The following is a 12,116-nucleotide window of genomic DNA, read 5'->3' as shown; positions in this document are numbered from 1 at the left end:
AAAATATAAATAAATTTGAAATATTTCTAATGAAATCAAGGTTTTTTAAACGAATGTTTGTAAACAAAATAATTCTGACGGAAGTTTGAAGATGGTTCTCGTAGGTTGATTATCAATTTCCTGATTTAGGAAACTTCCATCATCCATCTTCAGGTTCCTGTTTCTTTAATAGCTCATTTCTACAATCTTCCTGGCATCCTGAGGCGTAAGCTTTCTGTATTCACCTAAACCGGTCCAGTTTCTTTCTGTAAATGCTTTTTCAACTCTTTCTGCAGTTCCCTGGAAATCTTCTGTATATTCTGAAAGTTTAGTCTGGATGTGCAGGCTGTGGAAAAAGTCTTCCAGCTTTCTGATTCCCGCTTCTGCCTTTTCTTCAACAGTTCCGTCCTTTATTCCCCACACTCTTTCCGCATATTGGGCAAGTTTTCCTTTTTTAGATTCAAAATTATAGCGGTAATGAGAAGGAGCAATAATCGCTAAGGTTCTCGCATGATCAATCCCGAAATACGCCGTCAGTTCATGTCCCATCGCATGAACAGCCCAGTCGGTAATCACACCTTTCTGAATAAGTCCGTTTAAAGCCATCGTACAGCACCACATAAAATTTCCGGCTGCTTCGTAGTCGAAATCATCAGCCAGAACTTTCGGGGCAGTTTCCTGTAAGCTGATAAGAATGCTTTCTGCAATCCTTTCCTGCAAATCTGCTGACGAAGGAGCGGTCATATACTGTTCCAAAACGTGAGTATAGGCATCTGTTAGGCCATTTACAATTTGTCTTGAAGGTATCGATTTCACCACTTCCGGATCCAATACCGAGAACTGCGGGAAAAGACCGGGACCTCCGGAAGACAATTTTTCATTGGTTTCTCTTCTTGAAATTACATAGCCGGAATTCATTTCAGATCCTGTTGCAGGTAATGTCAGAACCGTTCCGAAAGGCAATCCTTCACCTTCAAAAGTACGTACGGATTTGGTAAGAATTTCCCACGGCTCACCGTCGTAATTGGCGGCGGCAGATAGAAATTTTGTTCCGTCGATCACCGAACCTCCGCCAACGGCCAGAAGAAAATCGATGTCTTTTTCTTTAATGAATTGTAACGCATTGATCAGAACTTCATATTCAGGATTGGCAGGAACGCCACCGAATTCATAAATAGCATGATCTTTCAAAGCTTCTTTTACCTGATCGTAAACGCCATTATTTTTAATGCTTCCGCCACCATAAATCATTAAGATTCTTGCGTCAGAAGGAATTTCTTTGGAGATTTTTGCAATTTCCCCTTTTCCGAAAAGTATTTTGGTTGGATTTTTAAACTCGAAATTAAGCATAGTCCTTGAATTTATTTTGATTCAAATGTACGCAATGCTTGATGAAAACAGAGTTAATGAAATTTTAAAATTTTAATGATTTAATTTTATTAAAACTATCGATTTATTATAAATAACGTTTTGTAAGTTCGAGAAAAAATTGTATTGAAAACGGATATTTTCTAATAAAGTTCTCGATACAATTTCCTCCATTTTATTACGGAAAATCACTCGAACTGACGGTCATCCAAAGACATTATTAAAAAGGGATTTATACTTTTGATCTCGTCAGTTCAAGTAGAAATTCTGAACGAGTTTTGTATCGAGAACAGATGTCTTAATTATAAAAAATTATCGATATGCTTTTCTTCATTGTATTGCGAAAAACCTGCCTGAACTGACGGATTAAAGTATTTTGTATGTAAATTGAAATTCAGGCATTCCGATGAGACCATCAACTACTCCGATGAGATCGTTAAGCACTTCGAATAGAGGATCAATCAGTTAGATAAATCAATCAAGTGTTTAGAATAGAAAATCAATCATTTAGATGAAGCAATCAAGTGTTTAGAATGGGCAATCAACCATTCCGACGATACAATCAACCACTCCGAAGAGCCGATCAACCAGTCCGAAGAGGCAATCAAGTACAATTTGTTATTTTTCAATGCTTTATAGCTTCGTTGAAAAGGTGATCAGTTAAACAATACGCTGTATAGTAGAATACGGACCTATTTTAATCGTAAAAAGTAATTCTGTGTATAAAATAAGCTGTGAATAGTAATAGAAATAAGAATGATGTATTCATATTAATAAGTTCCATTGCTTTTTACCTCCAGTTTTCCGGTTTTTCTGTTGATTTTTATTAAAAAAGATTCTCTTGCCGTTGAATTGACTGTTAACTTTGTGAGGTAAAGTGAAACATGCTTTTCGTCTATCTTGTAAGAGCTGCTCAATCGGTTGTCTGTATCCGCAATATATCCGTAAGTATTGGCTATTAAAATGGCTTCCGGCAAATTATCTACAGAGCCAATAAAATTTCTCAGCTGCTGTTCATCCGAAAAATACTGCGTGCGGCCTTTATCACACGCCAACACATAAGAAAAGCAGTTTTCTCCCAAACATTTCTGAAAAAAACCTTTTACGGGAGCGGGATCATTCAGCGTCATGAAGTCCGGGGTCTGACTTTCATAGATGACCGCTTTATCAGGATCGGGATTGTTTTTGAGAACCGACCAGTAATCATATTTTTTGTCAGGAACGATAAAAGGGTAGAGGAGTTCCGGGTTGTCAAGGATTTCAGGGATTTTTTGGTAACCTGCCGGAATGGTTTTCTGGCTGAAAACCAAACCTGAACACAGCAATACAACCGGAAATAATATTTTCATTCTGTTTTTTTTAATTTAGCAAAAAAGCTGTTTAAACTGTTTTAAATTTAACCACAAAGAGACAAAAGGCTATTTAAAGTTGTTACTGGAGAAACACAGTTTTCAAAAGAATAAAAATCAAAGATTTTAAAAACTGTTGTGTTCTTTATTCTACTTTAATTAAAAGTATCTAAATCTTTTGCGGTTAGTAGAAAGTTTAAACAACCAAAAGGAAATTTACTGGAATATAATTTTGTAATATCCGTTTTCATCTTTCACATCAAATCCCACGCCGGTAAAAGTCAGTTTCTTGATCTGATAGCCTTCGCAGCCGCTGTTGAATTCCGCTGATTCTATTGAGAAATCAAAAAGCTTTACATTAGAATAAAACTTATAATTCTTTGTACCGTTGTAGGCTCCTACATTTTTCAGCAATACCCTGTTCTCTGAAGTTTTGGTAAGCTGGATGCCTACATTATTTTCATCCTGTATGGTATAGGTCGTCAATGTCCCGTTGGCAATAAGGTTTTCACCGGCAGCATTCACAAATTCAAAAACAATGGGCTGTGGCGGATTATAGCAGTCTTCACCGCAGGCGGTGAAAAGGAGAAGGAGGAGGAATAGGATGAGTTTTTTCATTGGATTTATAATTAATGTAAAATAGCTCTAATGGTAACTATGAAGATCTATATTTAGTGCTTTTAATAAGATAGGATTAAGACCATTTTTAAAGTATTCGCTCCATACTTTTACACTCTCATTCTTAATTTTTTCATGAGATACCTTCTTCTTTTCATTTATAAGATATGGGCCCCAAAAGCAAAAATCATATGTTTCAAAATCACTTAGAGAATCACTTGGAAATCCCCATAAAATATATGGTAAATCAAGTTCATGATACCAATCAATTAAAAAAATCATTTCATAAATTTCTTTAATTGAAGCTTTTTTTGAAATCCATTTTTTTGTTAATCGAATCATTAGATTCATATCACTACATGGTTTGAACTCTGGATTGTAACCAATATTAATTGGTAAATTATATTGATGTAATAACTCCCTTTTTTTCTTTTCTACTAAAGATTCATCTTCCAAATCTTCATCGAAACAATACCAATCGAAGAATGCTTCTTCAAAATGAACTAAATTTTTAATTCTAGTTTCGGTATCAATTATGTATTTTTTACGTTCAAATTCATTACAATTTGTTAAAAATTGAACTTTTTTTTTACTTCATCATATTCGACAATATTAGTATTATTTAATTCTAAGATTTTCTTAATAACGATGTCTATTTCGTAATTTATGACTTTAATAGACACTTTGTCTGCTAATAATGGTGAAAATTCATATATAGAATCGTGAGAAATATTTAGCCAAACGGGTAAAATAGTTTTTTCCTTTGTGAAAATTTCTTTTGAAATTAATCCATTTAATTCTTTCTTAGTCCACTCTTTCTTCAAGAAATTTTCACTAATAATTACTAGACCATAATTTGATTTTCTGATTCCATTAGAAATTTCCTCAAATAGTGAATCTCCAAACTTTGTCATCATACCAAACTTTAAATCCTAATTTCAATAGTTCTTCAGATAGAGGTCTAACAAATTTTTCTTTATCTTCTGACGCATGACTTATAAAAAAATCATATTCTTTGTTCATTTGATTTATTAGTTAATGATTAATTCGAAAATACGATAATTTATTATTTTATAAAAGAAATTATTAAAATGATTTAAACTAATTTTTCTTTAAAATCTCCTACATTTGTTATATGATACACGACCAACGCGCAGAAAAATTCAGGCAGATCGTGGAAAATAAGTTCCAGATCTACAATTCATTGTTTATGAGCCTGCCTTATGATAAAATGACGAACATCGGGATGCTGCTTCCGTTTCTTTGCGAAGAAAGCAAAACCGGCTACGAAGCCGGGAAAACACCCGAAGAAATCGTTGAAGAATTCTTTAAAAGCCATACCGATTTGCAGACCGAAGAGCAGAAACTCGAGCTGCTTTTTAAAATCATACAATATATTGAAAGGCAGGTTGTTTTGTTCGACAGTATCGAAGATGCTGCCTTTCCAAACCTTCATTCCGAAAGCGACAAAGGAACGGTAACCAACCTTTACGAGCATTCACTTCAGGATCATAAGCTTGAATTGGTCCGTGAAAAGCTGAAAGATTTTGCCATAAAAATTGTTTTTACCGCGCATCCCACCCAGTTTTACCCGAACTCGGTGCAGAGAATCCTTCACGACCTCAGAAATGCGATCACAACAGATTCCATTACCAATATCGATATGCTTCTGCAGCAGTTGGGGAAAACACCTTTCGTCAACAAAGAAAAGCCTACTCCGATTGATGAAGCCATGAGCATCATTTTTTATCTGAGATATGTATATTATGATACGATTGGAGAGCTTTTCACGAAAATAAAAGAAATCTTCGGGAGTGAACATTTCCACCTTCATGAAGATCTTATCCAGCTTGGCTTCTGGCCCGGCGGTGACCGTGACGGAAATCCGTTTGTAACAGCAGAGGTGACCAAAAGAGTGGCCGAAGAACTTCATTCAGCCATTCTGAAAGCATATTATAATAATTTAAAGTCGGTACGAAGAAGATTAAGCTTCAGAGGCGTTTCGGAAGTGTTAACCAAACTAAGCAATGAATTGTATTCAGCTATATTTAGAAATGAAAAAATAACAGCGGAAGATATCATTGCAAGGATTGATGAAGCGGAAAAAATCGTTAAAGAACAGCATAATTCGTTATTTATTGACCTGCTGACCGATTTCAGGGATCGGGTGAGAATTTTCGGGACTCATTTTGCAACATTGGACGTTCGCCAGGACAGCAGGATTCATCAGAAAGTGATTGACGAAGTTTTTGCTAAAATACATGGAAACAGCGAGGCGAGTCAGGAAGAAAAATTCAATACATTAATTCAGGTTTCGGAAAAAGTAAATCCTGAAGATTTTGAAGATATTGTTAAAGATACCCTGCTTACGGTTGCCCAGATTTCCGATATCCAGGAACTCAACGGATCGAGAGGAATGAACCGTTACATCATTTCAAACTCTGACGCCGTTAAAGACGTCATGAATGTATATGCTTTTTTCAAAATTTGCGGTTACCGTGATGAAGAAATCAACATGGATATTGTTCCGCTTTTTGAAACGATGGAAGGGCTTGCCAATGCAGAAAACGTGATGGCCGAGCTGTATACTAATCCTATATATCAAAAGCATCTGCAAAGAAGAGGAAATCAGCAGACGATCATGCTTGGTTTTTCTGATGGTACGAAAGACGGGGGCTATCTGAAAGCCAATTGGGAAATTTACAAGGCCAAGGAAGTTTTAACGAAACTTTCCGAGCAGAACGGAATTAGAGTGGTCTTCTTTGACGGAAGAGGCGGCCCACCTGCAAGAGGCGGCGGAAAAACCCACGATTTCTATGCTTCCCAAGGAAAAACCATTGCCAATAATAAAATTGAATTAACCATTCAGGGACAGACGATTACGAGTATTTTCGGGAATAAGGAGCAGGCAAAATATAATTTTGAGCAGCTGTTAACCGCCGGCGTGGAAAATGATGTGTTTAAAAATTCCAAAAAAGACCTTACGCAAAAAGAAAGATCGCTGATTGCCGAACTGGCAGAAATCAGCTATAAAAAATATTCGGATCTGAAAGCACATCCTATGTTTGTTCCTTATCTTCAGGAAATGAGTACATTGGAATATTACGGGAAAACCAATATCGGTAGCCGTCCGTCGAAAAGAGGTGCAGGAAATGAACTTAAATTTGAAGATTTAAGAGCCATTCCTTTCGTTGGATCATGGTCGCAACTCAAGCAGAACGTTCCCGGTTTTTTCGGGTTCGGATTTGCCATGCAGCAGATGAAAGAGCAGGGAAGGTTTGATGAAGTCATTGCGCTGTATAAAGGTTCCGATTTCTTTAAAACATTGGTTTTAAACTCGATGATGAGTATGAATAAGACCTATTTTCCGCTGACCTATTACATTAAAAATAATCCGAAGTTCGGTGCTTTCTGGAATGTTTTGTTCGACGAATATAACCTTTCTAAAAATATCATGCTTGAGCTTACCGGCTTCACCATGCTCCAACAGGAAGATCCGCTTTCCAGAAAATCCGTAAAGATTCGCGAAAGAATTGTTCTTCCGCTGTTGAGCATTCAGCAATATGCGCTGATCAAAATTCAGAAAGGGGAAGGCAATAAAGAGGCATACGAAAAGCTTGTGACCCGCTCTTTGTTTGGAAATATCAATGCGAGCAGAAATTCAGCGTAAATTATGAAGAATATATTCTTTTCAGTATCAATTCTTACTGTCTTATTTTTGTCGGAGAGCTGTAATAAATCCAAAGAAAGCCAGTTGCCGCCAGCTGCTAAAAATGAAGCATTATCAGTAGAAAAAGCTTTGGAGGATCATATAAAAACTGCTGAAAAGAAAAAGCCTTCTGATTTTATACCAAAAGGATTTGTGCTTTTTAATGAGGTGGAAGGTGATCTGAACAGCGACGGACGCAAAGATCATGTACTGATCATAAAAGGAACAGAGAAAGATAAAATAATCACCGATGAGTATCTTGGAAAACTGGATCGAAACCGTAGGGGAATTATTATTTTATTTAGAACAGAAGATAACAGCTACAAAAAGATTTTAGAAAACAACAACTGCTTTTCATCTGAAAATGAAGATGGCGGCGTGTATTATGCTCCGGAAATGGAGGTCTCCATAGACAAAAATAATCTCTATGTTAATTATAGGCACGGGAGATATGGATATTGGACCTATACTTTTAAGTTCAGAAGCAATGATTTCCAGTTGATTGGTTATGATGCAAGCTCCGGAGGGCCGATTGTGCAAAACGAAACAAGCATTAATTTCTTAACGGGTAAAAAACAGTTCAAAGATAATATCAATAAAGACGAGGAAGACCGTGAAGAGGTTTTCAAAGAGACATGGTCTAAAATTGATATTCAAAAACCTGTTTTTTTATCTGAGATTAAAGATTTTGATGAACTTACCTTCTGATGTAAACCAATAAGAAAACCTCTCATTTCGAGAGGTTTTTGTTTATTCTTTTATGAACTTTTCGTAATAAATCGCATCTTTTGTTTTGATTTTCAGATAGTAAACACCTTTGCTGAAATCTTCAACTTTTACGGATTTTTGATTATTAACTGTCGTGATTAATCGTCCCAGATTATCATATACTTCAACTGAAAGAATTTCTTTTTCGGAAGCGATATTGAGAATATTTTTTACCGGATTCGGGAAAATGACAATATTGTTTTTCTTTACCAATTCAGAAGTGTTTAAAACATTGTTGTACAGGCTTCCGAAGTTAAGAATTCCAAAGCCCATCTGATCGGTATGATTAGGATAAAGAGAAGCGGTCTGTCTTAACTTATCTCTCATGAGATCTCTGTTCATTGTAGAAAATGCCTGGATAAGACAGGCGACACCTCCTGCGGCAATAGGAGTTGCGATAGAGGTCCCGCTCACCGGAAGCGTGGAATTGTTATTACTCACCGTAATTGCTCCTGTTCCTCTCGCACTGGCATCAGGCTTAATGACTCCTACAGAATTCGGCCCGTAAGAAGAAAAATCGGAAGAAACTCCTGCCGCATCCACAGAACCGATGGTAAAGACTTTAGCGTTATCTGCCGGTGTAAGAATATAATGCCATGGCTGAGCGCCCGAATTTCCGGCGGCAAATAATACAAAAATTCCTTTGTTGACGGCAATTTCCGCTCCGCGTGCTATAAAAGAAGTGGTTCCGTTCATGTCAGCATAAGAATAGTTGTATTTCGGATCATCAAAAATGTAATAGCCCAACGAGGTTGTGATCATATCAACACCTTTCCGGTCTGCCTCTTCAGCAGCTTCGATCCAATAAATTTCTTCTTCGGGAATTTCAATATTGGCATTTTCGCTTCGGTACAGATAAAAGTCTGCATCGGGAGCAGAGCCTACGAAAGTATCCTGAACAAAGCCGCCGATGGCACCGAGAACTACCGTTCCGTGTATATTGAGGGAAGGATTATAAATGTCTGTGGTCTTTGTTACAAAATCGTAACCACCTTTGATATGTCCGTTATTCCACAGCCGTGAGAACGCCGAGCCTGTATTTACATTGGGAAAGCCGGTATCAATCACAGCAATGGTGACTCCTGTTCCTGTGTAGCCTGCAAGATGGAGCGGACGGAGGTTAATCTGATCAATCTGCTGTGCGCCGGAACCATAATCGAAAACTGTAAGATTCTTTCCTGCACTGGTATTTGGATCTTCCCATTTGTTGATGTTCTGCATCTTAGGCACACCTGATGTATTTCGGGCAAAGCTTTCTACAGAATTTACATAAGTCTGGGCCTGTAAAAGTGAAATCTGGGCCGGAGTAGCATTTACGGCAACACCATTCAGCCATTTTGAATAATCCGTTACCGTGAAGCCCAAATTCTGAATATTGGTGACGTAGGATGGTTCAACAGGTGCATCCTGATCATTCAACGGTATGCCAAGGGCAGCGCGCCGGTCAAGGGCCTTCTGGGAAAGTTCAGACAGCGGATTTGCATAGAATGCGGCCTTGTTAGGCTTGTCTTTAAAATACACGAAAACAAGCGAAGTTTGTGCAAAACTCACCGAATAACCTGCTAGAAGACAAAAGAGTAGAATTTTTTTCATGTAGATATTTTATATAAAGATAAAACAAAATCAATAAAATTTTTGAAAGGATTTTAAATTCCTTATTTTTACAGAAATATTTATTTATGAAAAAGATTCAAATGGTTGACTTACAAAGTCAGTATTACAAGATAAAAAATGAAGTAGATAATGCGGTTTTAAATGTAATGGATTCGGCGGCTTTCATCAACGGCCCCGAGGTAAAGTCTTTCCAGAATGAATTGGAGTCTTATTTAGACGTAAAACATGTGATCCCTTGTGCAAACGGTACGGATGCCCTCCAGATTGCTTTGATGTCTCTTGATCTTAAAGAAGGTGATGAGATCATTACGGCAGATTTTACTTTCGCAGCAACGGTTGAGGTTATTCATCTGCTTAAACTCAAATCGGTACTCGTAGATGTTGATTATGATACCTTTACCATTTCTACAGAAGCGATCAAAAAAGCGATCACCCCAAAAACAAAGGCCATTATCCCGGTTCATCTTTTCGGGCAGTGTGCCAATATGGAAGAAATTCTGAAAATTGCAGAACAGCATAATTTATATGTTATTGAAGATAATGCCCAGGCGATCGGTGCAGAATTTACATTCTCAGACGGAAGTATAAAAAAAGCAGGAACGATGTCTACGGTAGGAACTACTTCTTTTTTTCCTTCAAAAAATCTTGGATGCTACGGTGACGGAGGTGCCATTTTTACCAACAATGATGAATTGGCGCATCGTTTAAGAGGAATCGTTAACCACGGCATGTATGAAAGATACTATCACGATGAAGTTGGTGTAAATTCAAGATTAGACAGTGTTCAGGCTGCCATTTTGAGAAAGAAACTTCCGCACCTTGACAATTATAATGAAGCCAGAAACAAAGCGGCCGATTATTACGATGAGGCTTTTGCGGGACATGAACATATCTTAACTCCGAAAAGAGCAGAGAATTCTACGCATGTTTTCCATCAGTATACGTTGAGAATTTTAAACGGTAAACGTAATGATCTTCAGAAATTTTTAACGGAAAAGGAAATTCCGGCCATGATTTATTATCCTGTTGCCCTAAGAAAGCAAAAGGCTTATTTTCAGGAAAGCAATGATGCCGATTTTGTAAACACTGATAAGCTGCTGGATGAGGTTATTTCTCTTCCGATGCATACGGAACTGGATGAAGAGCAGCTGAAATATATTGCAGATGCGGTGCTTGAGTTTATGAAATAATGAAAAGGAATATCTTCAATAGTAAGAAATTATATATTGCTAATGTTGTTATTTGTTTAATTCTTTTTACAATTTCTTCATTAAGCTTGTATGCTCTGTTTTTTCCTGAAAAGTATAATTTAAGATATAAAAATCAAAGTGTTGAAATATTACTATATATCGGTTATATAACTGTTTATATGGTCGCTTTAATTTTACTTTTTGTAAAGCCAATAAAGGCTGTAATGTATCTTAGTATAAATATTTTTTAGCTGTAATGTTAAATTTTTATGATTTTAATATTCATTACCTAAAGCATGAAAAAAATGAATCAAGATATTTGCTTATCGCTATAATTATATTATTTACTATAATTTTTTCTTCACTTATTTATTTAAATAATAAGAGAAAGTTTACTTTTGATACATCTGAAGTAGATAAAATAGGAACACGTAATGATTAAAAAAACACACTTTGTCAAAGATTTCAACTTTGACAAAGTCCCAAAAAAAATACAATATGGCAATACTCGTAACAGGAGGTCTCGGATATATTGGTTCACACACCGTTGTAGAACTTTTGAATAACAATTTTGAAGTTGTTATTGTGGATGATTTATCCAATTCGGAAAAATTTATATTAAAAAATATTGAGGACATTACCGGAAGAAAACCGGTTTTTTATCCTTTTGATTTAAAAAGAAGAGAGCTTTTAACCCAGGTCTTCGAAGCGCATTCCATTGAGGGATGCATAAATTTTGCTGCCTCAAAAGCCGTGGGAGAAAGCCAGATGAAACCGGTTGATTATTATGAAAACAATTTGTTCTCTCTGATCAATATTTTGCAGGAATTTAAAGAAAGAGGGCTTTCCAACTTTATTTTCAGCTCTTCGTGTACTGTTTACGGGCAGGCAGATACAATGCCGATAGACGAGAATACACCGCTTAAAATGCCTGAAAGCGTTTACGGAAAAACAAAACAGATGGGCGAAGAAATTTTAGCTGATTTTGCGAAAGCGTACCAGAGAAAAATTTGTCTCCTGAGATATTTTAATCCGATCGGAGCGCACCCTTCTTCAAAAATTGGTGAACTGCCAATGGGAATCCCAAATAATCTCGTACCTTATGTAATGCAGACAGCGGCCGGAATTCGTGAGAAGCTGAGTGTTTGGGGGAATGACTATCCAACGCCTGACGGAACAGCGATCCGGGATTATATTTATGTAGTGGATCTGGCTAAAGCCCATGTTGCAGCATTGCAAAAATTAATGCAAAATACATCGGATGGCGCTGTTATTGATACTTACAATCTCGGAACCGGCAAAGGGTCGTCGGTTTTGGAAGTTATTAAAGCCTTTGAAGCGGCAAATAATGTTGAGGTGCCATATCAGATTTGTGAGCGTAGGGAAGGCGATATTACAATTGCATATGCGAATGTAGATAAAGCGGAAAGAGAACTGGGATGGAAATCTGAAACTTCTTTGGAAGAATCATTAAAAACGGTATGGGAATGGCAGAAGTATCTTAATGCAAGAAATATTTAA

General features: G+C 36.8%; 10 protein-coding genes. 4 read left to right on the top strand and 6 right to left on the bottom strand.

All coding sequences use genetic code 11. The features are described from left to right. Positions 1-165: 165 nt before the first annotated feature. The 5 genes from ACYT6F_RS18070 to ACYT6F_RS18050 all read right to left on the bottom strand — a co-directional run bounded on the left by ACYT6F_RS18070 (position 166) and on the right by ACYT6F_RS18050 (position 4,231). The gene (locus tag ACYT6F_RS18070; protein ID WP_472599010.1) at positions 166-1,329 is read right to left on the bottom strand and encodes an iron-containing alcohol dehydrogenase; all 1,164 of its coding nucleotides are present in this window, start codon (positions 1,327-1,329) and stop codon (positions 166-168) included. 788 nt (positions 1,330-2,117) lie between these two features. Beyond that, positions 2,118-2,696: a hypothetical protein gene (locus ACYT6F_RS18065; protein WP_472599009.1), complete on the bottom strand. Its 579-nt coding sequence runs from the start codon at positions 2,694-2,696 to the stop codon at positions 2,118-2,120. 216 nt (positions 2,697-2,912) lie between these two features. Then, the gene (locus ACYT6F_RS18060; protein WP_472599008.1) at positions 2,913-3,314 is read right to left on the bottom strand and encodes a hypothetical protein; all 402 of its coding nucleotides are present in this window, start codon (positions 3,312-3,314) and stop codon (positions 2,913-2,915) included. 27 nt (positions 3,315-3,341) lie between these two features. Beyond that, positions 3,342-3,770: a hypothetical protein gene (locus ACYT6F_RS18055; protein WP_472599007.1), complete on the bottom strand. Its 429-nt coding sequence runs from the start codon at positions 3,768-3,770 to the stop codon at positions 3,342-3,344. A gap of 113 nt (positions 3,771-3,883) precedes the next feature. Next, positions 3,884-4,231 carry a toll/interleukin-1 receptor domain-containing protein gene (locus tag ACYT6F_RS18050; RefSeq protein ID WP_472599006.1) on the bottom strand — a complete coding sequence of 116 codons (348 nt, stop codon included), beginning with the start codon at positions 4,229-4,231 and terminating at the stop codon, positions 3,884-3,886. 218 nt (positions 4,232-4,449) lie between these two features. On the opposite strand from ACYT6F_RS18050, the gene ACYT6F_RS18045 reads away from it, so the two are divergent. Together ACYT6F_RS18045 and ACYT6F_RS18040 are read left to right on the top strand one after the other, a co-directional pair. After that, positions 4,450-6,984 carry a phosphoenolpyruvate carboxylase gene (locus tag ACYT6F_RS18045; RefSeq protein WP_472599005.1) on the top strand — a complete coding sequence of 845 codons (2,535 nt, stop codon included), beginning with the start codon at positions 4,450-4,452 and terminating at the stop codon, positions 6,982-6,984. Between the two features lie 3 nt (positions 6,985-6,987). After that, positions 6,988-7,731: a hypothetical protein gene (locus ACYT6F_RS18040; RefSeq protein ID WP_472599004.1), complete on the top strand. Its 744-nt coding sequence runs from the start codon at positions 6,988-6,990 to the stop codon at positions 7,729-7,731. A gap of 42 nt (positions 7,732-7,773) precedes the next feature. On the opposite strand, the gene ACYT6F_RS18035 is transcribed toward ACYT6F_RS18040, so the two are convergent. Continuing rightward, positions 7,774-9,384 (bottom strand): S8/S53 family peptidase, encoded by a 1,611-nt coding sequence (locus tag ACYT6F_RS18035; protein ID WP_472599003.1) that lies wholly within the window; start codon positions 9,382-9,384, stop codon positions 7,774-7,776. A gap of 86 nt (positions 9,385-9,470) precedes the next feature. Between ACYT6F_RS18035 and ACYT6F_RS18030 the strand changes: the two genes are divergently transcribed. Together ACYT6F_RS18030 and galE are read left to right on the top strand one after the other, a co-directional pair. Continuing rightward, on the top strand, positions 9,471-10,595 hold the full coding sequence (locus ACYT6F_RS18030) for a DegT/DnrJ/EryC1/StrS family aminotransferase (RefSeq protein WP_472599002.1): 1,125 nt from the start codon (positions 9,471-9,473) through the stop codon (positions 10,593-10,595). Positions 10,596-11,093: 498 nt separating this feature from the next. After that, on the top strand, positions 11,094-12,116 hold the full coding sequence (gene galE, locus ACYT6F_RS18025) for a UDP-glucose 4-epimerase GalE (protein ID WP_472599001.1): 1,023 nt from the start codon (positions 11,094-11,096) through the stop codon (positions 12,114-12,116).

The organism is Chryseobacterium sp. NG-CE01 (genome assembly GCF_055695505.1).
The sequence above is the reverse complement of the archived record's forward strand: the minus strand, read 5'-3'. Positions and strand labels throughout refer to the sequence as shown.

Coding starts and splice junctions, on each gene's coding strand:
- ACYT6F_RS18065 (WP_472599009.1), bottom strand. CDS start 2,696: ATGAAAATATTATTTCCGGTTGTATTGCTGTGTTCAGGTTTGGTTTTC.
- ACYT6F_RS18030 (WP_472599002.1), top strand. CDS start 9,471: ATGAAAAAGATTCAAATGGTTGACTTACAAAGTCAGTATTACAAGATA.
- ACYT6F_RS18070 (WP_472599010.1), bottom strand. CDS start 1,329: ATGCTTAATTTCGAGTTTAAAAATCCAACCAAAATACTTTTCGGAAAA.
- ACYT6F_RS18040 (WP_472599004.1), top strand. CDS start 6,988: ATGAAGAATATATTCTTTTCAGTATCAATTCTTACTGTCTTATTTTTG.
- galE (WP_472599001.1), top strand. CDS start 11,094: ATGGCAATACTCGTAACAGGAGGTCTCGGATATATTGGTTCACACACC.
- ACYT6F_RS18060 (WP_472599008.1), bottom strand. CDS start 3,314: ATGAAAAAACTCATCCTATTCCTCCTCCTTCTCCTTTTCACCGCCTGC.
- ACYT6F_RS18045 (WP_472599005.1), top strand. CDS start 4,450: ATGATACACGACCAACGCGCAGAAAAATTCAGGCAGATCGTGGAAAAT.
- ACYT6F_RS18035 (WP_472599003.1), bottom strand. CDS start 9,384: ATGAAAAAAATTCTACTCTTTTGTCTTCTAGCAGGTTATTCGGTGAGT.
- ACYT6F_RS18050 (WP_472599006.1), bottom strand. CDS start 4,231: ATGATGACAAAGTTTGGAGATTCACTATTTGAGGAAATTTCTAATGGA.